30 protein-coding genes and 3 pseudogenes are annotated in these 25,329 nt (G+C 61.1%); 17 read left to right on the plus strand and 16 right to left on the minus strand.

Annotated features, from left to right (window positions below; genetic code table 11):
* Nucleotides 1-6: 6 nt before the first annotated feature.
* On the minus strand, nucleotides 7-939 hold the full coding sequence (locus AMK02_RS16385) for a VOC family protein (RefSeq protein ID WP_064804431.1): 933 nt from the start codon (nucleotides 937-939) through the stop codon (nucleotides 7-9).
* Between the two features lie 135 nt (nucleotides 940-1,074).
* Nucleotides 1,075-1,776: a uracil-DNA glycosylase gene (ung, locus tag AMK02_RS16390; RefSeq protein WP_064806284.1), complete on the minus strand. Its 702-nt coding sequence runs from the start codon at nucleotides 1,774-1,776 to the stop codon at nucleotides 1,075-1,077.
* A gap of 231 nt (nucleotides 1,777-2,007) precedes the next feature.
* Between ung and AMK02_RS16395 the strand changes: the two genes are divergently transcribed.
* The 3 genes from AMK02_RS16395 (at nucleotide 2,008) to AMK02_RS16405 (ending at nucleotide 5,335) form a co-directional block, all read left to right on the plus strand.
* Entirely contained in the window at nucleotides 2,008-3,432 is a 1,425-nt protein-coding gene (locus AMK02_RS16395) for a phosphomannomutase (protein WP_064804432.1), read from the plus strand.
* A gap of 40 nt (nucleotides 3,433-3,472) precedes the next feature.
* The gene (locus tag AMK02_RS16400) at nucleotides 3,473-4,900 is read left to right on the plus strand and encodes a mannose-1-phosphate guanylyltransferase/mannose-6-phosphate isomerase (protein WP_064804433.1); all 1,428 of its coding nucleotides are present in this window, start codon (nucleotides 3,473-3,475) and stop codon (nucleotides 4,898-4,900) included.
* A 129-nt stretch (nucleotides 4,901-5,029) separates the two neighbouring features.
* The gene (locus AMK02_RS16405; RefSeq protein ID WP_064804435.1) at nucleotides 5,030-5,335 is read left to right on the plus strand and encodes a hypothetical protein; all 306 of its coding nucleotides are present in this window, start codon (nucleotides 5,030-5,032) and stop codon (nucleotides 5,333-5,335) included.
* A 25-nt stretch (nucleotides 5,336-5,360) separates the two neighbouring features.
* Here AMK02_RS16405 and AMK02_RS16410 read toward each other — a convergent pair whose 3' ends face one another.
* Nucleotides 5,361-6,317, minus strand: coding sequence for an endonuclease/exonuclease/phosphatase family protein (locus AMK02_RS16410; protein ID WP_064806286.1), 957 nt, complete (start codon nucleotides 6,315-6,317; stop codon nucleotides 5,361-5,363).
* Nucleotides 6,318-6,577: 260 nt separating this feature from the next.
* Between AMK02_RS16410 and AMK02_RS16415 the strand changes: the two genes are divergently transcribed.
* Entirely contained in the window at nucleotides 6,578-7,594 is a 1,017-nt protein-coding gene (locus AMK02_RS16415; protein ID WP_064804437.1) for an NAD-dependent epimerase/dehydratase family protein, read from the plus strand.
* 11 nt (nucleotides 7,595-7,605) lie between these two features.
* Here the strand turns inward: AMK02_RS16415 and AMK02_RS16420 are convergent, their stop codons facing one another.
* Together AMK02_RS16420 and AMK02_RS31765 are read right to left on the minus strand one after the other, a co-directional pair.
* Nucleotides 7,606-7,920, minus strand: coding sequence for a hypothetical protein (locus AMK02_RS16420; RefSeq protein ID WP_064804439.1), 315 nt, complete (start codon nucleotides 7,918-7,920; stop codon nucleotides 7,606-7,608).
* 255 nt (nucleotides 7,921-8,175) lie between these two features.
* Nucleotides 8,176-8,328: a hypothetical protein gene (locus AMK02_RS31765; RefSeq protein ID WP_009988813.1), complete on the minus strand. Its 153-nt coding sequence runs from the start codon at nucleotides 8,326-8,328 to the stop codon at nucleotides 8,176-8,178.
* Nucleotides 8,329-8,562: 234 nt separating this feature from the next.
* On the opposite strand from AMK02_RS31765, the gene AMK02_RS16425 reads away from it, so the two are divergent.
* The 6 genes from AMK02_RS16425 to AMK02_RS16450 all read left to right on the plus strand — a co-directional run bounded on the left by AMK02_RS16425 (nucleotide 8,563) and on the right by AMK02_RS16450 (nucleotide 14,784).
* Nucleotides 8,563-9,267 (plus strand): CerR family C-terminal domain-containing protein, encoded by a 705-nt coding sequence (locus AMK02_RS16425; protein WP_064804441.1) that lies wholly within the window; start codon nucleotides 8,563-8,565, stop codon nucleotides 9,265-9,267.
* On the plus strand, nucleotides 9,264-10,277 hold the full coding sequence (gene hlyD, locus AMK02_RS16430) for a secretion protein HlyD (RefSeq protein WP_064804443.1): 1,014 nt from the start codon (nucleotides 9,264-9,266) through the stop codon (nucleotides 10,275-10,277). The genes AMK02_RS16425 and hlyD overlap by 4 nt, the downstream gene beginning before the upstream one ends.
* On the plus strand, nucleotides 10,274-12,019 hold the full coding sequence (locus tag AMK02_RS16435) for an ATP-binding cassette domain-containing protein (RefSeq protein ID WP_064804444.1): 1,746 nt from the start codon (nucleotides 10,274-10,276) through the stop codon (nucleotides 12,017-12,019). The genes hlyD and AMK02_RS16435 overlap by 4 nt, the downstream gene beginning before the upstream one ends.
* The gene (locus AMK02_RS16440) at nucleotides 12,016-13,143 is read left to right on the plus strand and encodes an ABC transporter permease (protein WP_064804446.1); all 1,128 of its coding nucleotides are present in this window, start codon (nucleotides 12,016-12,018) and stop codon (nucleotides 13,141-13,143) included. The genes AMK02_RS16435 and AMK02_RS16440 overlap by 4 nt, the downstream gene beginning before the upstream one ends.
* Nucleotide 13,144: 1 nt before the next feature.
* Nucleotides 13,145-14,257 (plus strand): ABC transporter permease, encoded by a 1,113-nt coding sequence (locus AMK02_RS16445; RefSeq protein WP_064804448.1) that lies wholly within the window; start codon nucleotides 13,145-13,147, stop codon nucleotides 14,255-14,257.
* Between the two features lie 131 nt (nucleotides 14,258-14,388).
* Entirely contained in the window at nucleotides 14,389-14,784 is a 396-nt protein-coding gene (locus tag AMK02_RS16450) for a DUF1236 domain-containing protein (RefSeq protein WP_064804450.1), read from the plus strand.
* A 140-nt stretch (nucleotides 14,785-14,924) separates the two neighbouring features.
* Here the strand turns inward: AMK02_RS16450 and AMK02_RS16455 are convergent, their stop codons facing one another.
* The 4 genes from AMK02_RS16455 to AMK02_RS16470 all read right to left on the minus strand — a co-directional run bounded on the left by AMK02_RS16455 (nucleotide 14,925) and on the right by AMK02_RS16470 (nucleotide 17,879).
* Complete coding sequence (locus AMK02_RS16455) at nucleotides 14,925-15,968, minus strand: Gfo/Idh/MocA family protein (RefSeq protein ID WP_064804452.1); 1,044 nt, start codon at nucleotides 15,966-15,968, stop codon at nucleotides 14,925-14,927.
* Between the two features lie 9 nt (nucleotides 15,969-15,977).
* Nucleotides 15,978-16,763, minus strand: a complete 786-nt coding sequence (locus tag AMK02_RS16460; protein ID WP_064804453.1) for a ThuA domain-containing protein — start codon at nucleotides 16,761-16,763, stop codon at nucleotides 15,978-15,980.
* A gap of 192 nt (nucleotides 16,764-16,955) precedes the next feature.
* Complete coding sequence (locus tag AMK02_RS16465) at nucleotides 16,956-17,297, minus strand: DMT family transporter (protein ID WP_064804454.1); 342 nt, start codon at nucleotides 17,295-17,297, stop codon at nucleotides 16,956-16,958.
* Between the two features lie 18 nt (nucleotides 17,298-17,315).
* Nucleotides 17,316-17,879: a TetR/AcrR family transcriptional regulator gene (locus AMK02_RS16470; RefSeq protein ID WP_064804455.1), complete on the minus strand. Its 564-nt coding sequence runs from the start codon at nucleotides 17,877-17,879 to the stop codon at nucleotides 17,316-17,318.
* 166 nt (nucleotides 17,880-18,045) lie between these two features.
* On the opposite strand from AMK02_RS16470, the gene AMK02_RS16475 reads away from it, so the two are divergent.
* Complete coding sequence (locus tag AMK02_RS16475) at nucleotides 18,046-18,441, plus strand: group II truncated hemoglobin (protein ID WP_064804456.1); 396 nt, start codon at nucleotides 18,046-18,048, stop codon at nucleotides 18,439-18,441.
* Nucleotides 18,438-18,798: pseudogene (locus AMK02_RS16480) on the plus strand (DUF423 domain-containing protein). Before AMK02_RS16475 ends, AMK02_RS16480 begins: the two are co-directional and overlap by 4 nt.
* A gap of 78 nt (nucleotides 18,799-18,876) precedes the next feature.
* On the opposite strand, the gene AMK02_RS16485 reads toward AMK02_RS16480, so the two are convergent.
* The 5 genes from AMK02_RS16485 to AMK02_RS16505 all read right to left on the minus strand — a co-directional run bounded on the left by AMK02_RS16485 (nucleotide 18,877) and on the right by AMK02_RS16505 (nucleotide 21,775).
* Nucleotides 18,877-19,191, minus strand: coding sequence for an antibiotic biosynthesis monooxygenase family protein (locus AMK02_RS16485; RefSeq protein WP_064804457.1), 315 nt, complete (start codon nucleotides 19,189-19,191; stop codon nucleotides 18,877-18,879).
* 9 nt (nucleotides 19,192-19,200) lie between these two features.
* Entirely contained in the window at nucleotides 19,201-19,473 is a 273-nt protein-coding gene (locus tag AMK02_RS16490) for a hypothetical protein (protein ID WP_064804459.1), read from the minus strand.
* Nucleotides 19,470-19,877 (minus strand): DUF2325 domain-containing protein, encoded by a 408-nt coding sequence (locus AMK02_RS16495; RefSeq protein WP_064804461.1) that lies wholly within the window; start codon nucleotides 19,875-19,877, stop codon nucleotides 19,470-19,472. Before AMK02_RS16495 ends, AMK02_RS16490 begins: the two co-directional genes overlap by 4 nt.
* 107 nt (nucleotides 19,878-19,984) lie before the next feature.
* Nucleotides 19,985-21,295: a TonB family protein gene (locus AMK02_RS16500; protein WP_064804463.1), complete on the minus strand. Its 1,311-nt coding sequence runs from the start codon at nucleotides 21,293-21,295 to the stop codon at nucleotides 19,985-19,987.
* A 57-nt stretch (nucleotides 21,296-21,352) separates the two neighbouring features.
* Nucleotides 21,353-21,775 carry a hypothetical protein gene (locus tag AMK02_RS16505; RefSeq protein ID WP_064804465.1) on the minus strand — a complete coding sequence of 141 codons (423 nt, stop codon included), beginning with the start codon at nucleotides 21,773-21,775 and terminating at the stop codon, nucleotides 21,353-21,355.
* A gap of 177 nt (nucleotides 21,776-21,952) precedes the next feature.
* On the opposite strand from AMK02_RS16505, the pseudogene hemP reads away from it, so the two are divergent.
* The 4 genes and pseudogenes from hemP (at nucleotide 21,953) to AMK02_RS16515 (ending at nucleotide 23,226) form a co-directional block, all read left to right on the plus strand.
* Nucleotides 21,953-22,134, plus strand: a pseudogene (hemP, locus tag AMK02_RS30220) (hemin uptake protein HemP).
* 8 nt (nucleotides 22,135-22,142) lie between these two features.
* Nucleotides 22,143-22,307, plus strand: a pseudogene (locus AMK02_RS31245) (hemin-degrading factor); the annotation flags it as partial.
* Between the two features lie 166 nt (nucleotides 22,308-22,473).
* Nucleotides 22,474-22,818, plus strand: a complete 345-nt coding sequence (locus tag AMK02_RS16510) for a glycine zipper domain-containing protein (RefSeq protein WP_064804467.1) — start codon at nucleotides 22,474-22,476, stop codon at nucleotides 22,816-22,818.
* A gap of 9 nt (nucleotides 22,819-22,827) precedes the next feature.
* Nucleotides 22,828-23,226: a hypothetical protein gene (locus AMK02_RS16515; protein WP_064804469.1), complete on the plus strand. Its 399-nt coding sequence runs from the start codon at nucleotides 22,828-22,830 to the stop codon at nucleotides 23,224-23,226.
* A 196-nt stretch (nucleotides 23,227-23,422) separates the two neighbouring features.
* Here the strand turns inward: AMK02_RS16515 and AMK02_RS16520 are convergent, their stop codons facing one another.
* Together AMK02_RS16520 and AMK02_RS16525 are read right to left on the minus strand one after the other, a co-directional pair.
* Nucleotides 23,423-23,980 carry an RNA polymerase sigma factor gene (locus tag AMK02_RS16520; RefSeq protein ID WP_011426507.1) on the minus strand — a complete coding sequence of 186 codons (558 nt, stop codon included), beginning with the start codon at nucleotides 23,978-23,980 and terminating at the stop codon, nucleotides 23,423-23,425.
* A 9-nt stretch (nucleotides 23,981-23,989) separates the two neighbouring features.
* On the minus strand, nucleotides 23,990-24,196 hold the full coding sequence (locus AMK02_RS16525; protein ID WP_064804471.1) for a NepR family anti-sigma factor: 207 nt from the start codon (nucleotides 24,194-24,196) through the stop codon (nucleotides 23,990-23,992).
* A 249-nt stretch (nucleotides 24,197-24,445) separates the two neighbouring features.
* Here AMK02_RS16525 and AMK02_RS16530 point away from each other — a divergent pair, with 249 nt between their 5' ends.
* Complete coding sequence (locus AMK02_RS16530; RefSeq protein ID WP_064804473.1) at nucleotides 24,446-25,240, plus strand: response regulator; 795 nt, start codon at nucleotides 24,446-24,448, stop codon at nucleotides 25,238-25,240.
* Nucleotides 25,241-25,329: the final 89 nt, after the last annotated feature.

Consider the following 25,329-nt stretch of genomic DNA (forward strand, 5'->3'; position numbering starts at 1 on the left):
GCCCTCCTACGCTTCGAGTGGCTGCAGATGCTGCTCGAGCAAGGCGCGAAGATGAGCGTGCTGCTGCGGCAGCTTCAGCGCTTCGCCGAGATGAGCCGTGTCCTCGTCACGGTCGAAGCCGGGCTCGTTGGTCGCGACCTCGAACAAAACACCGCCCGGCGTGCGGAAATAGATCGCCCAGAAATAATCCCGGTCGATCACCGGCGTGACCTGATAGCCCGTATCCATCAGCGCCTTGCGCACTTCGAGCTGCTTTTCGCGATTTTCGACGGCAAAGGCGACATGGTGGACGGAGCCGGCGCCGGGAAGCGCGCGGGCAATGTTCGGCATGGTTTCAAGGTCGATGAGGTGCGCGCCGTTGCCGCCGGGCCTGATCAGCCGTTTGACCCCGTCCCTTTCCTCGGCGACTTCGTAGCCCATGAACTTCAGCAGTTCGGCGGTGGCGCCTTCATCCCTCAGCCGCAAGGCAACGGAGTGAAAGCCGCGAATAGCGTGATCCTCGCCGATGCCGCCATGCGTCCACGGCTCGCGGTCATCGTCCTTGACCTCGACGAGCGCGAAGCCGTCGCCATCCGGCCCGGAGAAGTTCAGACGCTTTTCGCCGAAGCTTTCCTCAGCCTTCAGGCCGCCGAGACCAAGCGTGGCCAAGCGGTCGCTCCAGAAGCCGAGCGAGTCTTGCGGGACAGAAAATACCGTGGTGCCGACCTCCCCGGTCCCGGGCCGGCCCTGCGCCATCTTCGGGAACGGGAAATAGGTCATGATCGTGCCGGGCGCACCGGTCTCATCACCGTAGTAGAGGTGGTAGACATCAGGCGCGTCGAAATTGACAGTCTTCTTGACGCGACGCAGGCCGAGCGCATGGGTGAAAAACTGGTTATTGGTGCGGGCGTCCTCCGCCATCGACGTGACGTGGTGCAGACCCTTGATCTGATCGAGCATGTGAGACCCCTTTCTTGCCCGCCGTTCGCGGGCTTTTGATGGATCATAAATGCGCCTCACCCGGCCTCCGGAACAGACCCCGAGACCAAAACGCATTGTCTATTATTAGTGAACGAAGATCGGGGCGCGTTCACTTCAGGCGCCGTGAGGATCTGCCGGCAATTGCCAGTCGACCGGCGCCCGCCCGCGGGACTGGAGGAAGGCATTCGCCTTGGAAAAATGTTTGCAGCCAAAGAAGCCGTTATGGGCCGAAAGCGGCGAGGGATGCGGCGCCTTGAGCACCAGATGCCGCGCCGTATCGACAAAGGCGGCCTTGCGCTGGGCATAGGAGCCCCAGAGCATGAAGACGACGGATTCGCATTCGTCATTGACTTTGCCGATAATGGCATCGGTGAAGCGCTCCCACCCCTTGCCCTGATGGGCCGCCGCTTGGCCCTCCTCGACTGTCAGCACGCTGTTCAGCAGGAGCACGCCCTGCCTTGCCCAATGTTCGAGAAAGCCATGGCGCGCTGGCGTTATGCCGAGATCCGTCTCCATCTCCTTGTAGATATTGACGAGCGAGGGCGGTATGCGCACGCCGGGTCGGACGCTGAAGCATAGTCCATGAGCCTGCCCAAGTCCGTGATAGGGATCCTGTCCGAGGATGACGGCCTTGACGTTGGCAATCGGCGTCAGATCAAGAGCGCGGAAATATTCGCTGCCCTTCGGGAAGATCCGCTTGCCCACTTGTTTCTGCGCAACGAGGAAGGATTTGAGTTGTTGCATATAGGGGCTTGAAAACTCCCCTGCCAGCGCGGCCTTCCAGCTCTCATCGAGACTGACGGATATATCGCTCATCAGGAACCCTTCGGCATAGGACGAAACAATGGACATACGGTTCTAACAAAATAGGCTGATGTCGCAATGCCTGCGCTCTCGCGGCGGCTTCAGCCCATCGAAAGTCGGCAGCGGGCTGCAGAGCTTGTTCGAGACGTCATCGTCGGTGTTTACTATTATGCCTGCTTCGGTATTTACGCCGACTGGCGGGGTGAGTAGAACCTATTGTGACAATCGGGGGCATGTCTTCACATGAAATTCGGCACGAGCGGCCTTCGCGGACTTTCAGTAGATCTCAAGGGACGCGCTTCCGCCCTTTACGCTGCCGCGTTCGGCAAATATCTGCTGCGGACCGGCAGGGCGCAAGCGGGCGACGTTATTCTGATCGGCCGCGACTTTCGCGATTCAAGCCCTGAGATCTCGGCGAATTGCGCAGGCGCGCTGACAGCGCTCGGCTTCCGGATCTTCGATTGCGGCAATGTGCCGACACCGGCCCTTGCCCTTTATGGCCTCGAACGCAAGGCTGCGTGCCTGATGGTTACGGGCTCGCACATCCCGGCGGACCGCAACGGCATCAAATTTTATCGCCCGGACGGCGAAATCGACAAATCGGACGAGGCAGCCATTACTGCCGAGGCAGCCGAAATCGAGCGGAGCGGCCAAGCGCCGGTCGTGGGACCGGCCAAGATGGAAGAGCATGAAGCGATCTGCCGCCAGCTCTTTTTCGAACGCAATGCCATGCTGCTTCCAAAAGGCGCGCTGTCGGGCTTGAAGATCGGCATCTATCAGCACAGCACCGTCGCGCGCGACCTGATGGTCGACGTTCTCACCCATTACGGTGCCGAGATCATCGCTCTCGGACGCTCGGAGAGTTTCATTCCCGTCGACACCGAAGCCGTGTCCGACGAGACGATCACGCTGATGAAACGTTGGGTGTCCGAGCACCAGCTCGATGCGATCGTTTCGACCGATGGCGACGGCGACCGCCCCCTTGTCGCGGATGAAACCGGTGCGCCGCTGCGCGGCGACCTCCTCGGCCTTATAGCAGCCAATTTCTTGGGAGCTCTCACAGTGGTGACGCCCGTCACCTCCAATTCCGGCATCGATGCCGCAGGCTCCTTCGCCGTCAAGCGCACCCGTGTCGGCTCTCCCTTCGTCATAACAGGCATGGAAGAGGCCGTGGCCGCTGGCAATGACCGTGTCATGGGCTTCGAAGCCAATGGCGGCTTGCTGACCGCCAGCCCTTTCGATGTCAACGGGCAGAACGTCCGCGCCCTGCCGACGCGCGATTGTTTTATTCCCATGCTCGCAGTCCTGTCGCTTGCGGCCGCTCGCAGGCAGCCGCTCTCTGCCATTGCGACCTCCTATAAGCTGCCCTTCGCCGCTGCCGATCGTCTGGAGAATTTCCCGGTGGAGACGAGCGCCGCGCTGATGCAACACTTGCGCGCCTCGGATGAAAATCTCCGTTCTTTCCTGCAGCCGATCGGCGCAGTAGCGGCAAAATCCGATATTGACGGGCTTCGGGTGACGCTGACGGACGGCCGGATCATCCATTTCCGCCCATCCGGCAATGCGCCGGAAATGCGCTGCTACGTGGAAGCCGGCAGCGAGCCTGCAGCTCTCGACCTGCTGCACGCCGGCCTCAACAGAATAAGAGGCTGGGCAGCAGCCCGCTGACATGCAACCATTAAGGTCGTCTATCTCAAGGAATCCGCCTATGACGCAGAAAATCGTTCCCGTGATCATGGCCGGCGGCAAAGGCACGCGGCTCTGGCCGCTTTCCCGTGCGACCGCGCCGAAACAATTCATCCAGTTCGTCGGCAATAAGACGCTGTTTCAGGAAACGCTCGAACGCGTTTCCGATGCCGAGCTCTATGAAGCTCCGATCGTCGTCACCAATGAGGAGTTCCGCTTTCTGGTCGCCGAGCAGGCGCGCGAGCTTGCCATCCCGCTCGCCGCCGTCTTGCTCGAACCGGTCGCCCGCAACACCGCCGCCGCGGTCGCTGCCGCCGCGATGCTTGCCGCTGACCTCTTTGGTAAGGGCACTATCATCCAGATGCTCGCCTCAGACCATGAAATCCTCGCCGACAAGAGCTATTTCGACTGTATCCGCATCGCTCGCGAGGCGGCGGCCGACGGCAGGCTCGTCACCTTCGGCATCAACCCGACCGAGCCGGCGACGGGTTATGGCTATATCGAGATCGGCGATGCACTTGATAATGGCGCTCACAAGGTGAGCCGCTTCGTCGAGAAGCCGATATTGGACGAAGCCCAGCGGATGCTCGCCGACGGCGGCTTCTACTGGAACTCGGGCATCTTCATGTTCCCGGTGACGGAACTTCTTGCCGAGCTGCAGGAATATGCGCCCGAGGTGCTGAAGGCTGCAAGCAAGGCTGTTTCCAAGGCAAGCCGCGATCTCGACTTCACCCGCCTCGATGCCGACCATTTCGCCAAGAGCCCGGATATATCGATCGATTATGCGATCATGGAAAAGACCTCGAAGGCCGCGGTCGTCCCCTCGCCATTTCGGTGGTCGGACATGGGAAGCTGGGATGCCGTTTGGAAATCGGGCAAACGCGACGATAACGGCAATGTCGCCGCTGCCAACACGACCGTCGTCAACACCCGCAACTCGCTGGTCATGACGCATGGTGTGCACCTTGCCGTCCAAGGCATGGAGGATGTCGCCGTCATCGCCAGCGAAGACGCCGTCTATGTCGGACCGCTCAAGGACAGCCAGAATGTCGGGCAGTTGGTCAAGATGCTGGCCTCCTCCTCGGCGACGGCAAAATTCGCCGAAACGCATCCGACATCGTACCGACCGTGGGGCGGCTATACCTCCATCTTCAACGGCGACCGCTTTCAGGTGAAGCGCATCTTCGTCACGCCGGGCAAGAAGCTTTCGCTGCAAAAACACCACCATCGCTCTGAGCACTGGGTCGTCGTAAAGGGAACGGCCGAGGTGACGATCGGCGACAATGTGCAGATGCTGCGCGAGAACGAAAGCGTCTACATCCCACTCGGGGAAGTCCATCGTCTCGCCAACCCCGGCAAGATCGTCCTCGAACTCATCGAAGTTCAGACGGGCTCCTATCTTGGCGAGGACGATATCATCCGCATCGTCGACGAATTCGGAAGAACGTAAGCCAAGCGCCGGCCGGCGGGCCAGATTTGCCCGCCGGCGCTTCCGGCATGCCCACCATCCCTGTTGAATTCCCTTGCGGGATTCTCGTAGAATGAATGAGCCGACAGACCTGACGGGAGATGTCCTCTGATGCGTACCCTGCCCGCCCTCGCCGGATTTCTTTCAATCCTGCTGCCGGCAATTGCCTTTGCCCAAACGGCGAACATGCGAGCCGCAAGCGAGGCGGAAATCCGTCAGCATCTGCCCGGCACGTCGGAGCTGAAAGAAAGCAGCAACGGCTATGAATATCGCGAGGGCAGCAAGAATGGCTACAAGATCAACAATGGCGAGGTCTGTGTCCGGTTTCCCGACAAGTCGACCGACTGCGTCAACGTGAAGACTGACGGCAAGAATTTTCAGATGATCGACCGCAAGGGCGGCCGAACCAGATTCTGATTTCGGCCCGGCTTATCTTGCCTGTTTATCGCGCCGGCGCCGTCTCGCCGCTCTTATCGACGACGAATTCGGCGATCAGGCCTGAATGGTTGGAGCCGAGATTGTCGTCGAGGCGTTTCAACGACGTCAGATGAAGCGGCGCGCGCGCGAATATGTGATCGATGGCGATACCGAACCGACCGGCGGCGATCGGCCATGTCGCCGGTTCGGGCGCCATGGTCTTCAGTTTCTGCTTGCGCAGGAGAGCCTGAATGCTGGGGGCGATCGACGACGAATTGAAATCGCCGGACAGCACCAGCGGACCTGAGATCGCATCAAGCGCTTTGCTGAGATCTTCCAACTCTTCTATCTGGTAATCGTCGAAATAGGGTTTGGTCAGATGGGCCGATACGAGATTGACGGTTTGCCCGCCGAAATCGACGCTCGCTGCGACCAGCCTGTCTTTCCGCAAGCTGCCGATGCTCGCGACCTGGCGGATCGCGAACGGGCGTTTGGACAGCACCAGCGTATCGCAGCTGTCTTTGCCGTTGTCGCAGCCGATATGATACGGATAGACCTTGAACAATCGCTGCAGATGGAACGTCAGCGGCTTGGCTTCGAGCAGATTGACGACATCGGCATTCGAGGCGATCACCATATCCGCGATGGCGGTCGAATTTTTCCAGTTATCGATCGCAACGTTGAACGACATCAGCCGGAAAAGCGGCACTGTTCCCGTTCCCCTGTCGTCCTCCGCAAATTCACGTAGCATGATAGCGCCGTGCGCCGTTAGGAGCAGCGAGACAAGCAGAAGGGCAAAGCCGTAAGCATGTCTTTTGACAGCCAGGATGACGAGGCTGACGGCGGCGAATGTGAGGCCGAGATGGATCTGAAAACTGTAGATGAAGGAGAGCAGCCAGAAATTCGTGAGATAGCGCAGCGACACGACCGCAATGGCCAGGGTCAGAAACGCAGAGAGAATCCAATAAACTATGTTTCTCATCGATCCCTGGTTCCGCCTGAACAGGATGTCGCCCGAAAACCGCTCAACCTTTTCGGCATCATGCTCAAGACGACCCGCCGCCATAACATGCAAGCTGTTATGGTGCAATGCAGCATAATGTCCGGAGACGATGACAGCGGCCTCACATCAAGTGCTATCTTTCAAACGCCTATCGACTCGGCCTCTTTTTATCCTGTAAGTGGGTGCCATTTTACGGAATCGGCTTTTGCCGTCGGCAGGGAGCCGAGAAAAAGGTGGGAATGCGCTACTTCATTACAGGCACTGCCGGCTTTATCGGTTTTCATCTGGCCAGGCGCCTGCTGCAGGAAGGGCATGAGGTGACGGGCTTCGACGGCCTCACACCTTATTACAATGTCAAGCTCAAAGAGATGCGTCATGCGGCACTCTCCCAGTTTCCGGCCTTCCGACCTGTCATCTCAATGCTTGAGGACCGGCCGGCACTGGAGGCGGCAGTCTCCGCGGCCGCGCCTGACATCCTGATCCATCTCGCCGCGCAAGCTGGAGTCCGCTACAGCCTGGAAAATCCCGAAGCCTATATACATTCGAACGTCGAAGGCTCCTGGAATATCATGGAAATCGCCCGGCGGGTTGAAGTTCGCCATCTGATGCTGGCCTCGACATCCTCGATCTATGGCGCCAACGCGACTGTCCCCTTCCGCGAGACCGATCGCGCCGACGAACCGCTGACTATCTATGCCGCGACGAAGAAATCGATGGAGCTGATGGCGCACAGCTATGCCCATCTGCATAAGATTCCGACGACCGCCTTCCGTTTCTTCACCGTTTATGGCCCATGGGGCCGGCCCGATATGGCGCTGTTCAAATTCGCCAAGAACATGCTCGAAGGCCAGCCGATCGAGATCTACGGCGAAGGCAATATGAGCCGCGACTTCACCTATATCGATGACCTCGTCGAAGCGATCGTCAGGTTGTCGGCAATTGCCCCGAGCGAGGAAAATCGGCTCGGTGACGCTGGGATCGAAACGCTTTCGCGCCAGGCGCCCTTCCGCGTCGTCAATATCGGCGGCGGTCAGCCCGTCAGCCTGATGGATTTCGTCGAGACGGTGGAAAAAGCGCTCGGCCGTCCTGCCATCCGCAAGATGCTGGCGATGCAGAAGGGCGACGTGCCGCGCACCTTCGCTGCCCCCGATCTGCTCGTGGCACTGACGGGATACAAGCCCGACACGACATTGGAGGTCGGCGTCAAGGCCTTCGTCGACTGGTATATCGACGTGCATCGCGAACTGAATGCCTGAAGCGCGTTGCTTTAACGGAGAAGCGTGACTGCTTCCACAGCACCGACCGCCGTCGAGAATACATAGCCGATGGCAACGCTCAGGCTCTGCGAATAGGCCTTGAGCTGAGAACCCCTACCCTCGACGGCAGCCGGGCCGCGCAGAACGAGAGGAACGCTCGGCCGCACGAAACCGGCGCGCGTCGTCAAAGGAATTTCAGGCGAATGGCCGATGGCGGAAGTGTAGATCAGGTCGCGCGCGAGGCTCGCAGGCCCGATGGCGAAGGCCGGACCGGCGGCCGCGGCAATGCCCAAAGTCAGGGTGATGGCGGCAAGAGTTTTCTGCATCTCGAAGTCCCCGTTTTCGGATCGCGGGCTTTTGTTTGGCCCGGCTCCAAGCGATCGACGCGTCTGTCCACGCTTCGGCCGCCTTCATGAGAACACTCTACACGTCAGTATTTGCAGGGCTTTTAAGCAGATCGATCAAATTTTAGGAAATTTGATTTTCTGTTTGGAAGGGCTCCAGATAGGCACGAAAATGCCTTGGCCGGCGGCTGGAAGGCGGCATCGGCAAGTCGTCCATGATTGGGCACTGATCGCAGTCTAGAGAATGCGATCCAGCTTCTTGTTGATATGCAGGTTCGGCATCAATCCCGCACTTTGGGCGGCGTGATAGGATTCTCGCGCCGCATCGAACGAGATCGACCACATAATGGCGCTCAACAGGAGCGCGATAATATAGATCTGAATACGCATCGATCTGCCGATACGGAAAGAGCAAGGCAGTTTTGTGTCAAAAAATGAGCGTATAACGCGAAACAATATGCTTTCAGAGCCGCTGAGAATGGCACCTGGCATATTAGAGCGCGTGCGTGGAATTCATCCTGATCCAGGGTAGGCCAAAGTCGCAGCTCGCGTCCTCGACCGGAAGGGTCGCCGCGGAAGTAATCAATCGATTGACTTATTTCATTAGCGGCGCTATAAAATATCATGATCCGAGAACGCGACAATCCAAATCAGCCGGCTTCAGCCCGTGCCGAGATCACGCGCCAGAAGATGCTGAGCGCCGCGCTCGACGTGTTCGGGCGCTACGGTTTCGATGGCGCCTCGACACGCCAGCTGACCGAAGCCGCCGCCGTCAACCTGCAGGCGATCGCCTATTATTTCGGCAGCAAGGAAGGCCTCTACATCGCCACCGCCGAATATCTGATGATGAGGATCGATGCGCATGTCAGCGGCATGAGGGCGCGCATCGGCGCGCATCTGATGGCGCTCGACGCAGCCGGCGAGCCGCTCGGTGAAGCCGACGCCCGCCTCTTCCTGACCGAAGTTCTCCAGACCATGGTGACGCTCTTCGTCGCCAAGGAATCGGAACCCTGGGCCCGCTTCCTCATCCGCGAGCAGATGGAACCGACAGAGGCTTTCAAGCGGGTCTATCGGGGCATCATGAGGCCGATGATCGAAATGGGTCGGCGCCTGGTCGGCGCCATTCTTGGCGAAGATCCGGCGTCCGAACATGTGCGCCTGCGCACTTTCAACCTCGTCGGCAGCATCCTCATCTTCCGCTTCGCCCATGCTGCCGTACTCGCCCAGATGGAATGGGACGCCTTCGGCCCGGAACAGGTGGAAATCTTGCGTGGCCTTGCTGCCGAACTGGTCGATGTCATCGGCCCGCCGAAGGGAGGCGCAGCATGAAACGCATCCTTCCTATCGCGATCCTTCTGCTCCTTGCGGCAGGTGCCGCCGCCTGGTGGTACGGCCTGCCCGAGCGGTTCGGCTGGCTGCCCGAGGCGCGGCGCGAATTCGTTCTTTACGGTAATGTCGATATCCGTCAGGTCTCGCTCGGCTTCCGCGTCAGCGGCCGCCTCTCCGAACTGCGCGTCGACGAGGGCGATGTCGTCAAGAGCGGCACGGTCCTGGCGAAGCTCGACGCTGCGCCCTATGAATTCGCCGTCCGCTCCGGCGAGGCCAATGCCGCGGCCCTTCGCGCGACGCTCGACAAGCTGAAGGCTGGCCCGCGGCCGACCGAGATCGCCCAGGCGCGAGCTGCCTACGACGAAAGCCTGGCGGATCTGCAGAATGCCAACCTCGCTTACGACCGCGCCCGCCAGCTTCGCCCGCAGGGCACGATTTCCGAAGCGAACCTCGACCAGGCGACCGCCGCAAAGGCGATGGCCGCCGCCCGCTCGCAATCGGCCGGCGAGGCACTGAAGCTGCTGCAGGAAGGCTCGCGCGTCGAGGATATCACCGCCGCCGACGCCCAGCTGAAGGCCGCCGAGGCCACACTCGCCTCGGCCCGAACCTCGCTCGCAGACACCGAACTGCGTGCTCCGAACGACGGCGTCATCCTCTCGCGGGTGCGGGAGAACGGCGCGATCGTCTCGCCGTCCGATACCGTCTTCGTGCTCTCCCTGACAGAGCCGGTCTGGGTGCGCAGCTATGTCGCCGAGCCCGATCTCGGCCGCATCCACCCCGGCATGAAAGTATCCGTCGCCTCCGATACTGCGCCCGACAAGCCCTATGAAGGCACCATCGGCTTCATCTCGCCGGTCGCCGAATTCACGCCGAAGTCGGTGGAAACGCCTGAACTGAGGACGGATCTCGTCTATCGCCTGAGGATCGTCATCGACAGACCCGGCCCCGACCTGCGGCAGGGCATGCCGGTCACCGTGCGGCTGTCCGCGCCGCCGGCAGGCGGACAATGACTGCCCCCGAACCCGGTCGGGACGCCAGGCCGCTCGTTCGGATCGACGGCGTCACCAAACGCTTCGGCGGTGCGCCTGCAGCCCTTAACGCCGTCTCCGGCGTCATCGGCGGCGGCGCGATCACCGGCCTCGTTGGCCCCGACGGCGCCGGCAAGACGACGCTGATCCGGCTGATGACCGGCCTGATGCTGCCCGACACCGGAACGATGGAAGTTCTGGGCTTCGACACCAGAAAGAACGCCGCCGGCATTCAGACGGCGATCGGCTACATGCCGCAGCGCTTCGGTCTTTACGAGGATCTCTCGGTGCAGGAAAACCTCGACCTCTATGCCGATTTGCGCGGCCTGCCGAGGAGCGAACGCACCGGCGCCTTCGACGAGCTGCTGACCTTCACCGACCTCAAGCGCTTCACCGGCAGGCTCGCCGGAAAGCTCTCCGGCGGCATGAAACAGAAGCTCGGCCTTGCCTGCGCGCTTCTAAGAAAGCCGCGTCTGCTGCTGCTCGACGAACCGGGCGTCGGCGTCGATCCGATCTCGCGCCGCGACCTCTGGAAGATGGTCGAGAACCTGACCAGGGAAGGCATCGGCGTGGTCTGGTCGACCGCCTATCTCGACGAGGCCGAAGCCTGCGACCACGTGCTGCTCTTGAATCAGGGAAAACTGCTCTTCTCGGGAAAACCGGATAAAATGACCGAGCGCGTCAGCGACCGCGTCTTCCGGGTCTCCGATGTCACCGGCCGCCGCCGGCAGGTTCTCGCCGAACTCCTGCAGGCCGATGGGGTCATCGACGGCGTGATCCAGGGCGAGGCGATCCGCCTCGTCGCGGCCAGTGGCAAGACGCCCGATATCGGCAAGGCCGGCAACGGCGCATCGCTTTCCCCTGCCCCACCGCGTTTCGAGGACGCCTTCGTCGATATGCTGGGCGGCGGCCCCGGCGGCCGCTCCCGGCTGGCCGAAGCGCAAGAGCCGCTGAAAGCCGAGGGCGACCGCCCGGTGATCGAGGCCAGGGGTCTGACCAAGCGCTTCGGCGATTTCACCGCCGCCGACGACATCAGCTTCGATATCCGCCGCGGCGAGATCTTCGGCCTGCTTGGGCCAAACGGCGCCGGCAAGTCCACCACCTTCAAGATGCTCTGCGGCCTGTTGAAACCGACCGGCGGCGAAGGCCGCGTCGCCGGTTTCGATCTTCGCCGCGACGCTGCCGAAGCACGCAATCAGCTCGGCTATATGGCGCAGAAATTCTCGCTCTACGGCGATCTTACAGTCATGCAGAACCTGGAATTCTTCGCCGGCGTCTATGGCCTTCGCGGGCAGCGAAGGCGCGAGCGCATAGAGCTGATGGCCGATATATTCGATTTCGGCCGCCACGCCCACGAACCCGCCAAGGATCTGCCGCTCGGGCTCAAGCAACGCCTGGCGCTTGCCTGCGCCGTCATGCACGAACCGCGCGCCCTCTTCCTCGATGAACCGACCTCCGGCGTCGATCCGATCACTCGCCGCGAGTTCTGGACGCATATCAACGGCTTGGTCGAAAAGGGTGTCACCGTGCTCGTCACCACCCATTTCATGGACGAGGCGGAATATTGCGACCGCATTTCGCTGATCTACCGCGGCCGTTCGATCGCGCTCGGTTCTCCCGATGAGTTGAAGGCACGTGTCGCGACAAAGGATGCGCCGGACCCGACGATGGAGGACGCCTTCATCGCGCTGGTGCAGCAATCGGAAGCGGAGGATGCAGCATGAGGATTTCCTCCGGCCGGCTCCGGCGTCTTGCAGCTCTGGTGCGCAAGGAAAGCTTCCAGGCGATCCGCGACCCGAGCAGCATCCTCATCGCCTTCGTGTTGCCGCTGATCCTGCTCTTCCTCTTCGGCTACGGCGTCTCGCTGGATACAACGCGCACCCGCATCGGCCTCGTGACCGAGGAGATGACGCCGCTGACCCAGGACCTCGCGGCCAGCTTCCGCGCCTCGCGCTATTTCGACGTGGTGATCGGCCGTGACCGCCGCCTGTTCGAGGAAGATCTCGTGATCGGAAAGGTGCGTGGCATCGTCGTCATTCCGGCCGATTTCACCACCCGCAACACCGCCGGCAACCGCCCGGAGGTCCAGGTGATTGTCGACGGCTCCGATCCGAACACGGCGAATTTTGTACAAAACTACGCGCAAGGCGCCATTGCCAACTGGGAACAGCAGAGACAGGCGGGCGTCGCCTCCCATAGCCCCGCCATCGCGGTCGAGCAGCGCTTCTGGTTCAATCCGGAGCTGACCAGTCGCAACTTCCTCGTGCCGGGCTCGATCGCCATCGTAATGACACTGGTCGGCACATTGCTGACCTCGCTCGTCGTCGCCCGCGAATGGGAGCGCGGGACGATGGAAGCAATGATGGCGACGCCGGTGACGGCCGTCGAGCTGCTTGCCGGCAAGATCCTGCCCTATTTTCTACTCGGCCTCACCTCGATGACGCTCTGTGTACTGCTTGCGGTCTTTCTCTTCGGCGTGCCGTTCCGCGGCTCCGTCGCCGGCCTTTATGCCCTGTCGGCCGCCTTCCTGATCCCGGCGCTCGGGCAAGGCCTGTTGATCTCGACGGCAACCAAGAACCAGTTTCTCGCCTCGCAGCTGGCACTGATCTCCGCCTTCCTGCCGGCCTTTCTGCTCTCGGGCTTCCTGTTCGAAATCAACTCCATGCCCAAGATCATCCAGTGGATCACCTTCATCGTGCCGGCCCGCTACCTGATCCCCAGCCTGCAGACGGTGTTTCTCGCCGGCGACATCTGGCCAATGTTCGGTCGAGCAATCTCGGTCATGCTGACGATCGGCGGCGTCATGTTCGTGCTCGCCGCACGCAGCACCAGAAAGAGGATCGGCTGAGATGGGATGGACCAGGCTCTACGCCCTCATCGTCAAGGAATTGCTCGCCGTGCTGCGCGACCCCAAGGGCCGCGCCATCCTGATCGGCCCGCCGATCGTCCAGCTCCTCGTCTTTTCCTATGCGGCGACGCTCGAAGTGCGCAATGTCGACGTCATGATCCTCAACCGCGACAGCGGCCATTGGGGCCAGGAGCTGATCGAGCGCATCGATGGCTCGCCGACCTTCCGCAATATCGAGATCGCCGCCGAACAGGCGCAGGTCCAGGTGGCGATCGACAATCAGACGGTCATCGCCGCGGTCGAAATCGGCCCGGATTTCTCCCGCAATATCGAAGCAGGGACGCCGACCGACCTGCAGGTGGTGCTCGACGGCCGCCGCTCCAACGCCTCGCAGATCGTTGCGGGCTACCTCTTGCAGATCGGCGCGGCGCTTGCTGCCGATACGCCGGCCGGCAAACGCGCCGGCGCCAGTATCGTCTCATCCGTGCCGCGCAACTGGTTCAACCCGAACCTCACCTATCAATGGTTCATGGTGCCGAACCTGATCGCCAGCATCGCGCTCCTCATCGGCCTGATCGTCACGGCGCTGTCGATCGCCCGCGAGCGCGAGCTCGGCACCTTCGATCAGCTGATGGTCTCGCCGTTGCGCCTGCACGAGATCCTGATCGGCAAGCTCATCCCGCCGATGATGATCGGCCTCTTTCACATAACCGTCTATATTCTCGCCGCCGTCTTCCTCTTCGAGGTGCCGCTGCGCGGCTCGCTCTTCCTGCTTTACGGCAGCGCGATCTTTTATCTCGGTTCTGTTGCCGGCCTCGGTCTTTTCATCTCCGCCCTGTCGATGACGCAGCAGCAGGCGATCCTCGGCGCCTTTCTGTTCATGGTCCCTGCCATGCTGCTCTCGGGCTTCGCGACCCCGATCGAAAACATGCCGGGCTGGCTGCAGCCGATAACCTACGTCAATCCGCTGCGCTATTTCCTGGTGATCGTCAAAGGCGTTTTCCTCAAGGATATCCCGTTGAGCGAGGTGGTGAACCAGACCATCCCGCTGGCGCTAATCGCCACGGTGACGCTCAGCGCCGCCGCTTGGCTCTTCCGCCGGCGCCTGGAATAATCCCGGTCCCACACATGCTGCGGCCGTCTCACAGAATGTAAACCGGCCTCCCAAAGCGTGACTCTTTGCTGCTGGAACCTCGATTTGGCATCGTCGTTACCCAAACGCAACCCCAGCAAAGGAGAAGCAAAATGTACAAGATTCTACTTGTCTCCAGCGCCCTTGCGCTGTCGTCGCTTGCCACCAACGCTCTGGCTGACGGAGCCGTGACCGGCGCTGCCGGCGGTGCCATCACCGGCGCGATCGTCGGTGGCCCCGTAGGCGCTGCCGTGGGCGGCATAGCCGGCGGTGTTGCCGGCGCCGTGGTTGATCCGCCGCCGCGTGAGGTCGTCACCTACGTTCAGCAGCAGCCGGCCCCGACCTCCCGCGTGGTCGTCGAGCAGCCGATCGTCGTCGGCAAGCCGCTTCCGGCTGATGTCGTCGTGACGCCAGTGCCTGACAACCCGAAATATGCCTATACGGTCGTCAACGACCGTCGTGTGATCGTTGAACCCCGCACGCATCGCGTCGTGCAGGTCATCGAGTAATCAAGCGGTCGAGACCGCCTGGTGCGGCTCGACTACCTCGGGCCCCGCTTCGGTGGGGCCCTTTTCTACGTTTGCACCAACGGCGCGCCATAGCACGGCAAACCGCCGTCTGATCGGCGGCTTCCATATCCCAACAGGTATCAGACCTTCAGCTCGCGCCGCTCGCGCTCGGTCGTCATGGCAAGGTCGAGCACCTTCTGCAGGTTGGCGGCGTGGCGGAAGTTCGGGTCGGGCTGGATACCGCTTGCTACGGCCTCGGCGAACCGCTGGTAGTTGGTCGGCACCGGCGTCACCTCGATCTCCCTCCAGGTGGCGGTCTCGGCATCCTCGCCCAGGCACCCGCGCAATTCGGAACCGCCGGGGCGATGAATGACCTCGAGGCTGCCCTTCTCGCCATAGATGCGCAGCTTCAGCTCGTTCAGGTGGCCCGTCGCCCAGCGGCTGGCATGGATGACGCCGAGCGCGCCGTTGGCGAAATCGACCGACATGGTGAAACTGTCATTGGCGTCGAGCATATATTCGCCGATCTGACCGCCGGGCGCCTTGTTGAAGGTCTTCAGCCGCGCAAAGACATGGTCAATGTCGGTCGCGGCGCCATAGGCGGCGAAATCGAGGATGTGGATGCCGACATCGCCGAGCACCCCGTTCGAGCCGTGGCCGGTGGAAAGCCGCCACAGCCAGGTCGATTCGGTACGCCAGTCGCCCCAGGCGCGCGAGACGAGCCAGCTCTGGAGATAGGAGGCCTCCACATGCTTGATCGTGCCGAGTTCGCCGGCGAGCACCATCTCGCGGGCGCGCTGCAGCGGCGCGACGTTGCGATAGGTGAGGTTGACCATGTTGATGACACCGGCCTTTTCGGCCGCTTCCGTCATCTCCAGCGCCTTCGGATAGTTTTCCGCCAACGGCTTCTCGCAGAGCACATGTTTGCCGGCCGCAATCAGCGCCATGGTGGTCGGGTGATGGATGCGATCGGGTGTGATGTTCGTCGCCGCATCGAACTCGCCCCAGGCGATCGCCTCATCCAATGAATGAAACCGCTTTTCGATATTGAACTTGTCGGCAAAGGCGGAAAGCCGGTCGGGATCGGTGTCGACGGCCCCAACCACCGTCACCCCGTCGATTTTGCTGAAGTGGGTGAGCTGGTTTTTCGCCATCACGCCCGTGCCAAGAACGAGTAGTCGCATGAATGCTCCTCAGCGGTAACCGGCTTCGCCGGCCTGGTGCAGTTTCGGGCCGCGCTCGACGATCGGCTCCAGCGCCTTCTCTACCGGCACATTTGGAGCGTCGGTAATGGCAGTCAACGCGCCCTCGGGGTTATAGGCCCACTTGACGCCGTTGATCAGCACCTTCTGCACCGTAGCGTCGTGATAGGTCGGATAGGTCTCATGGCCCGGGCGGAAATAGAAGATGTTGCCGGCGCCGCGGCGCCAGGTCAGGCCCGAGCGGAATACTTCGCCGCCCTGGAACCAGGAGATGAACACCGTTTCCAGCGGCTCCGGCACCGAGAACTGCTCGCCATACATTTCCTCGTTCTCAAGCTCGAAATGCTCGCCGATGCCGGCGGCGATCGGATGGCGCGGGCTGATCGTCCACAGCCGCTCGCGCTCGCCCGCCTCGCGCCATTTCAGCGCGCAGGGCGTGCCCATCAGCCGCTTGAAGATCTTCGAGAAATGGCCGGAATGCAGCACCAGCAGGCCCATGCCCTCCCAGACGCGCTTGGCGACCCGTTCGACGACGACGTCTGACACCGCGCCGTGATCCTTGTGGCCCCACCAGGTCAGCACATCGGTTTCGGCAAGCCGGGCCTCGCTCAGCCCATGTTCCGGCTCCTGCAGCGTCGCCGTCGTCGCCGAAATGCCGGGGTCGGTATTCAGCGCATTGGCGATCGTCGTATGCATGCCTTCGGGGTAGATGCCCCGGACGACCGCATTGGTATTCTCGTGGATGTTCTCTCCCCACACGACGGTGCGTATGGCCATGCTGTGCTCCTCTGGAAGCTGGAAGGATCGTCAGGCGGAAAGGCAGAATTCAAAGCGCTTTGGAAAGGGGCGCCGGGTGCGCCTCGATCTCCACAACGTCCGAGCAACACATAGCCCTTTGTCAGGAGTTTGACAAAGGGGAAATTCTCTCTCGTGAGACTCCGGAGGAACCTCCGAGATATAACAATGAAATCAATGAGAAACGGATTTCGAGAACAGATTGACGACGATGACGCCCGATATGATCAGTCCGAGGCCGACGATGGCCGGCAGGTCGAGGCGCTGCTTGAAAAAGATCAGGCCGACCGAAGAAATAAGTACAATTCCCAAAGCGCTCCAAATCGCATAGGCGATACCGACGGGAATGCTCTTCAGCGTCAAGGATAGGCAATAGAAGGCCGCCGCATAACAGGCGACGACAAGCGCCGTCGGCCCGATGCGGGTAAACTGCTGCGACAATTGCAGCGCCGTAGTGCCGATGACTTCGAGCACGATGGCTGCAAAGAGCAGCCCGTAGATGGCGGCCTGGCTCATGACGAATTCCTTTTCGGATTACTTTCCCGTGAGCTCGACAAGACGGCTGATGAGATTCCGCCTCAGAGCACTGCTGATGTCGTGGCTCTCCAACGTGTCGGCGAACCACAGCCCGTCGGCGGCGAACCGCACGATCTGTGCATCGAGCGAGGAGTCGGTGCCTATATATTCTTCAGCCCGCGCCTGCACCCATTGGCGCCAACGAAGGCGCAGCCTGGGTTCGGCGAGAAGTGCGATCGTCACCTGCGTCCAGCTCCTGGAATCGTCCGGGCGATCCTTGAGACCGGACACCGCCCTGAGATAGGCCCGGGTGAAGCGCCCCTGCGGCACGGGATCGCCCCGCATCAGTTCCTCGATATCCGCATCGAACCTTTCGAGCAGGCTCTCGAAAAGCGCGTCGAGCAGCGCATTCTTCGTCGGGAAGTGATGCAGCAATCCGCCCTTGCTGACACTGGAGGCGGCGGAGACCGCATCGAGTGTCACGGCCGCCATGCCTTCGCTGGCGGCAAGACGCGCTGCGACCTCCAGCAATTCCTGGCGCACGAGAGCCGGTTGTTTCTTGCGATGATGAGCGCTTGACATGCTAAACAAAGATACCGTCCAGACGGTTTTGTCAAGTTACTTCGGCGCAAAACCCTGCCCCACGGGCATTATGCGCGAAATGCCGCGGCACCTTGATGACAGTTGCGATCGTTTTCCATCAGGTGCATGAAGGGTCGGGGAATGGAATGATATCGGGGATGGTTTCGTGACGGAGAAGGTCACCACTCTATACGAAGCGATCGGCGGCGATCCCGCCGTGCGGGCGCTGACCAACCGCTTCTATGCGCTGATGGATACGCTGCCGGAGGCAAGCAACGTGCGTGCCGTGCACCCGCCGAGCCTCGACGGCAGCGAACAGAAATTCTACGAATATATGACCGGCTATCTCGGCGGCCCGCCGCTTTATACCGACAAGCGCGGCCACCCGCGCCTGCGCAGCCGCCATTTCGTCGCCGAGATCGGGCCTGTCGAACGCGACGAATGGCTGCTCTGCTTCCGCCGCGCGCTCGACGAGACGATCGAGAGCCAGACGCTGCGCGATCTCATCTGGGCGCCGGTCGAACGCCTCGCCCATCACATGCAAAACAAGGAAGAGTCATGAGCCTGAACGCGCGCCTGGAGCCGGTGCTCTATCTCTTTGCCGGCCTGTTCGGCGTCGCCGGCGTGGCGCTCGCCGCCCTTGCCGCCCATGGCGGCGGCGAAGCCACCCTTGCAGCATCCGCCTCCGCCATGTGCCTTGCCCACGCCCCCGCCCTGCTGGCCTTGGCTCTCGGCACCGCAAAGCTCAAAACCGCCTGGCTGGCCGGTTTTCTGATGATCGTGGGAACGCTGCGATCTCGTCACGCTGCGCTTTTCCGGTTCCGGCCTCTTCCCCTATGCCGCGCCGACCGGCGGCTGGGCGATGATGCTCGGCTGGCTGGCTGTGGCGGCGGGTCCTGTGTTTCGGGTCAGAGCTTAGAGTCACCCCTTCTCCCCAGCGGCCCCCAAAGGGGAGAAGAGGGAGGAGGCGGCACCGGCATTCCGTAAGGGCCAAGCCTTAAATCCCGTCGACCACATTAAAACCCTCAAAAACCGGCGGCCCCTTGTACATCGCCTTGCGGTCTCCGGCATTGCGGTGCGCCGCGCGAAAGTTCTCCGACTTCGTCCAGTTCTGAAAATCCGCTTCGCTCTGCCAGACCGTATGCGAGGAATAGAGCGTATAGCCCTCCTCTTCATTGACCCTGCCGCGCAGCAGGCGGAATTCGACGAAACCGGGCACTTCGGCCAGGCTGGAATCGCGATTGCGCCAAACCGTCTCGAAATCGCCCTCGCTCCCGGTTACGACCTTGAAGCGGTTCGTTGCGATATACATGGAATCTCCTCAGGCTTTCCGTTTGCCCGCCCTTACCGCAGGCGAGGGAAAGGCGAGAATATTATTGCCGTTTGCCGCCGCCGCGCCAAGCGGTCTTGTCGCCGCTTCCCCAGGCATGCGCGCCTCCCAGGTCGGGAACAGCGTCACATTCTGATAGATCTGCTGGCGCGCGGTGTGCTGCTGCAACAGTTCGTAGAGTTCGGGCACGAGGCCGTCACCGCTCTGTGCGGCGAGCTTGTGCAGGCCGATCATGGTGAAGCCGTCAGGGTGCTGGTCGTTCATCGGGAATTGTCTCGTTCGTTCATCGTCTGCAGCGCACGTTCCAGGCTGGACTTGCTGCCGTTTCGAAGCGGGATGAAGGCCTTGCTGAACTTCTTGCAGCCGGTCTTCACGCGCAGGCAGGCATCGTGGCTGATACAGTCGATGGGGCAGAACACGCAGTCGACAGAGGGAAGCAACGTGTCGATGCGGGAAACCGCCTCACGCAGGCCGCCATCGTGATGAATGAGCTCGGCGCCGAAATTGCTCGCGATCTGGCGCAGATGCGCCACCTGGCAGTCACGCCCGCCGACATAGAGGAAACTGCGGCCACCCAGTTTGGATCGTTCGGGGGATGCCTGACTTGCGTCCTCGCCCACGCTGTCGCGGACCTCCCGGTTCGAACCCTTCTTGCCCTTGCGAGCCATTTACCACCCGTTCGCTCGTTGATCGTCACACGATTCCTGCGTGTGCCGGTGGACCTTATTAAACATGAGTTTTAGAGTAAAGTATAAAGTGGATGAGTTTTATCATATTATCGTGGAGTGACCTCGACGGGGAAGGTATAGGTACGCGAGGATGCCGCGATCGTGTTTGGCATCGCCGGCAGGTTGCACGAGGCTACCCTGGCAAGAGCCGCGCTATCAACCTCGGGGAGCCTCGAGCCACGGACAACGCTCGATGCGGTGATCTCGCCGATGCGATTGACGGTGATGCGAACGGTCAAGGTGGCCGGAGCGGTACGATACCGAGACTCCATCCGGTCTACGCAACGGAACAACCGCGCGACAAGCTTGCCTCTGTAATTGGCTTCCGACGCACCGCCCGCTCCATTCCGTCCACCGGATGTGCGCGAATTATCGTTCGAATTGGCGTCTGCCTGTCCGTCTGCAGCACCCCGGCGCGACTCCTGCTTGGCATCGCCCTCCGAACCCTGTGCTTTCTTCGGTGGCTGCTTTCTTTCCACCGTCTTCTTTTCTACAGGCTTTTCCAGCTTCGGCTTCGGCTGCGGACTGACCACCTCAGTCGGCGGCTCCGGTTCGGGAGAAACGGGAGGTACCTCGACAGGTTTGACCTCTTCGGGTTCGGACTGCATTGCGGCTGCCGTTGGGGATTCGCTAGACATTACCGGCTGCTCCGGCACCACCGTCGACATCGGCTGCACGACGGAAGTTTCGGCAGGGGTTTCGGATACCAGGACTTCAGGTTCCGAAGCCGCAATTATCTCCGCTGATTGACGTGTAACCTCCTGCACAGGCTGGACGGTTTCGATCGGCTCCGCGTCAGCGGGCTGCAGGGTTTCCGGCTGAACCTCGGCTGTCTCGACTGGCTTAACTGTATCGGGTTCAACAGCCTCTGGGACCACTTCTTCCTGAATGGTCACCTCAGTGTCGCCGGCTGCGCTCTGATCGGCGTCGGAACCGCCGAGCATGACCACGCTGATCGCCTCGCCCGCCTCCATTAGCGTTTCATCTGAGGGCGCAGGCATCACAATAAGCAGCGTGGCGGCCAACGCAGCATGGAAAAAGGCTGAGCCGACGCAACTCAGCGCCACCCGCCGTCGCACCGGTGTCTTCTCGTCGTCCTGTTTTTCCACCGCGGCATCCATCGGCGGCGGCGGAATGATAGCTGCCGGCATGCTTTCCGGATGGTCGGGAAAGGAGGAGATCTGCGCGAAACGCGTATAATGGATCACGGTTTCGCCGGCGGGCTGGCGCTGCGCGTTGTGCAGTTCCGGAAGCTCGTGGCCGGGGTGCATGCCGGGCATATTGTCGTTCAGGCTGTCGCCGGCGTCGGCCTCCCCGATGAGCACCTGTCTCGATCTGGACTTCGCTGAAATCGCCATTGTCTACGCCTCGGACAGCCTGAAACATGTCCGCCGGGGTCCATCCCCGGCGTGTTCTCACCCCTCGAAGGGAACGGAGATCTGCGAGCGGGTGACGAGACCCTTCATGCATTCGCCGGCCGCCGGCCCGTCGCAGACCGGCGTGTCGTTGATGAGGACGCGAGTCACGCTCTCGCATTTGACATTCGGCATGTCGAACTGGCGCACGCGCTTCTTGCCCTGCGGCAGATCGCGGAAGTCGAGAACGGTGATGCGGTCGACGGCATTCTTGTCGTTGAAGAAGGCAAGCTCGAAGGACATCTTGTTGATCGGCGCCTGAAGATTGTTCTCAGCAACGAAGGTCATCATGCAGCCCTTTTGCGATGGCGCCAGAGCGTTGAGTTCGACATCCAGCTTGGCGCCTGCCGCATCCTGCGCTTGGGCTACGCTTGAAACCGCCATCATCATGCCAGCCGCTACAGCCGCAAACCTCACCGTCATCATCTTCTCCGCTATTGTCGCGAACCGCCTCGAGGCGGCCTCAAATCAGCAATCTCAAAAACTTGACTGTATTAGTCTCCTATTGTGTCTTTAGAAAACTATGAGTAAAAAAGTCAACATAATTGTCATCACAACCGGGAACCCTGATCCCCGGCCCCACGGAATTGCCAAACCGAAATGATGGTTGAAATGCCAGATAACTTTAAGCACGCGCCGCTGCAGAGCGAGCCTGCGGCCCAGCACGGATCGTCGAAAGCGCGGATCTTTTCCGCGGCACGAACGAGATCATGATCAGACACGGCGGCTTGCACTATCGCCTGAAGATCACCCGTCAGTGCAAGCTCATTCTCAATAAGTAGGGTAAGATATGACCAAGCAGATAACACTGGCGTCAGCCGAAATCCGCGCGTTTCGCGCCGAGAATCCGAAGATGCGCGAGCGCGACCTCGCCGCCCAGCTGAAGATCTCAGAGGCAGCCCTCGTCGCCGCTGCCAAATCCCGGCCGACGGCACGGCTTTCGTGCTCGCCCACAGCGCCCTCTCCCGTGCCTGAGCCTGCGCAGGCGGAACTTTTGCCCCTTCAACACGTTGTCGGCAATGATCTGGGTCAATGCCGGGCGACATCATTCATGCAACGGACGGTGGTGACCCTCGTGCGAAACAGGCGGGCTTGCGCGCGCCCAGCCAACGGAGACAGCCATGAGCTATTCTATCTTCCAGTCCGGCCGCAGCCGCCGCAACGGCACCTTCCACCATCTTGAATCCGGCATCGAAGAACAGATCGAGGCATTGCGCGACGAGCTCGCCGAACTCACGCGCCTCGTCGGCAAGAACTCACGCCATCAGAGCGAGAAGCTTCGCAGCCAGGCAAGCGCTGGCTTTGAGGAACTGCTCGGCCGCAGCGAGGATCTGCTGCGCGAGTTGCAGCACGGTTATGAGCGCGGCGCGACTGAAATGCGCGAGACGGTGCGCAATCATCCGCTGGCAACTATCGGCGCCGCTGCCGCTTTGGGCTTGGCCATCGCCTTCCTCGCTCGTCGCTGAGGAAGCGCGATGCTCTCGATCCTCAGCCTGCTGACGGGCGCAAGCGTGCATCGGACCGTTGCGCGCGTCAAACGCAACAGCATCTTCATCGCGCTTGCCGCGCTCTTCCTCCTCACAGCCTATGCGCTGGCGGTGGCCGCCGGCGCCATTTGGCTCGCCGGCATCTACGGTCCGCTTGCCGCCGTCCTCTTCCTGGCCGTCGGCGCGCTGCTGATCGCAATCATCGTGCTGGTGGTGATGTCAATCATCAGCGCCCGCGAGGCACGCCGCGCCCGCGATCGCCGTGCGGCGCTGGAATCTCTGGCGACGGTCGGCATCGGCCTCGTCCGCGCCCAACCGCTGCTCACCGCCGGCGTCCTGGCCGCCATCGTCGCGGCCAACCTTATGGGTTCGAAGCGGGAGGATTAAGGGAGAACGACAAAGCGTGGGCGGCCGGTTACTGATAGCGGCACCATGCTAAACCACCCTCATTCCTGTGCTTGTCACAGGAATTGGGTGGAGAGGCGGCGCCTCAAGCAACCTTTACGCGAATGCGCCCATTCCCCCGGCCCCACCGAGGTAGAAGCCGGCGCTCCGAAGAGCAGATCGGCTCCACGTACACCTCTCAGAACGCAAAGGCCTTCGACGTCAACGGCGCCGAGGTCGCATCCGGGCCGAAATCGGCCTCGCCTGAAATTTGCAGCAGTTCCTGCAGGCGCTGCCGCGCGCGGTTAACGCGGCTTTTGATGGTGCCGACAGCGCAGCCGCAGATTTCGGCCGCCTCTTCGTACGAAAATCCCGAGGCGCCGACGAGGATGATCGCCTCGCGCTGGTCCGGCGGCAACTGATCGAGCGCCTTCTTGAAATCCTGCAGATCGAGCGCGCCATACTGCGAGGGATGCATGGCCATCGATTCCGTGAACAGCCCGTCGCTGTCCTGCACCTCGCGACCGCTCTTGCGCATCTGGCTGTAGAGCTCGTTGCGCAGGATTGTGAAGAGCCAGGCCTTCATATTGGTGCCCATCTCGAAATGGTCCTGCTTTGCCCAGGCCTTCATGATGGTGTCCTGGACGAGATCGTCGGCGCGATCGTGCCGTCCAATCAGCGAAATGGCAAAAGCGCGAAGGCTAGGGAGGGCCGCCAGCAATTCCCGCTTGAAGCTGGGTTGCAGTTTCTCTTCCATGCGACGATCCTATTCGGCGATCTTGGCAGAAGCCATCATTTCAGCATGGTCGAGCTTTTCGAGAAGATCGAGAAAACGATCGGGGATCGCCTCTTCCTGTGCCGCGGCATAGAGCGACCGCAGCTTGACGCCGATCTGATTGTTCGGGTCCAGAATATCGCTTGCCCGCAGCTCCAGCTTCCGCTGATCCGCCGCCTCTTTATTGCGTGTAGTCATCAACTCGTCTTCTCACCGTTAGCCGTTCGAGAGGCGTGCAAATCACGAAGTCCCCCACCGACACCGACCGTTCCACTATCGATGTCGCTGGTATTTGCCGCAGCATGGGTCAAAATGCTACGCCCTTTCTTTTGTCGGGTGGAATAATGCGGCGCGACAAAAAAAGTTCCTGCCGTTCCGGAACTTTTTTACCAAGGCAGCGTTAACCGCCCATTGAACCTACGACCGGCCTGCATACGGGAGCCCTTGATGACACTTTCTACTCGAATTGCGCCGCACCTTCCTTATCTGCGTCGCTATTCCCGCGCCCTTACCGGCACCCAGACTTCAGGTGACGCTTACGTCGCCGCCGTTCTCGAAGCAATTATAGCCGACCTGTCGATCTTCCCGGATACGCCAAATGACCGGGTCGCGCTTTACAAACTGTTCACGCAACTGTTTGGTTCCACTGCGATCCAGATTCCAGAGCCGACCTCGCCTTATGCATGGGAACAGCGCGCCACGCTCAACCTGTCCAAGGTATCGCCGGGCGCCCGTCAGGCCTTCCTACTCGCCTCGGTTGAGAATTTCCGCGTTGCAGAAATTGCGGAAATTCTCGAACTCGATGAACAGGATGTCATGAAGTTGCTCGACAAGGCCTCGCAGGAAATCTCCCGTCAGGTCGCAACCGACATCATGATTATCGAGGATGAACCGCTGATCGCCATGGATATAGAGCAGATGGTCGAAAGCCTCGGCCATCGCGTCACCGGCATTGCCCGCACGCATGCCGAAGCCGTCGCGCTCTACAACAAGACGAAGCCGAGCATGGTGCTCGCCGACATCCAGCTTGCCGACGGCAGTTCCGGCATAGACGCGGTCAACGACATCCTGAAGACGTCGAGCGTACCGGTGATCTTCATCACCGCATTCCCGGAACGGCTTTTGACGGGCGAACGCCCCGAACCCACTTTCCTTGTCACCAAACCGTTCAATCCCGACATGGTCAAAGCCCTGATCAGTCAAGCGCTTTTCTTCAATGAATCGACCAAGGTAGCCGCCTGAGACGCAATTTTCCGGTTCTCGGAACCAAACCGCCGAGACAGGCGTTCCGGTGCTACCGGGGCGCCCCGATGACTTTAACGGTTTTTGCA

The organism is Rhizobium sp. N731 (assembly GCF_001664145.1).
GTDB lineage: Bacteria > Pseudomonadota > Alphaproteobacteria > Rhizobiales > Rhizobiaceae > Rhizobium > Rhizobium esperanzae.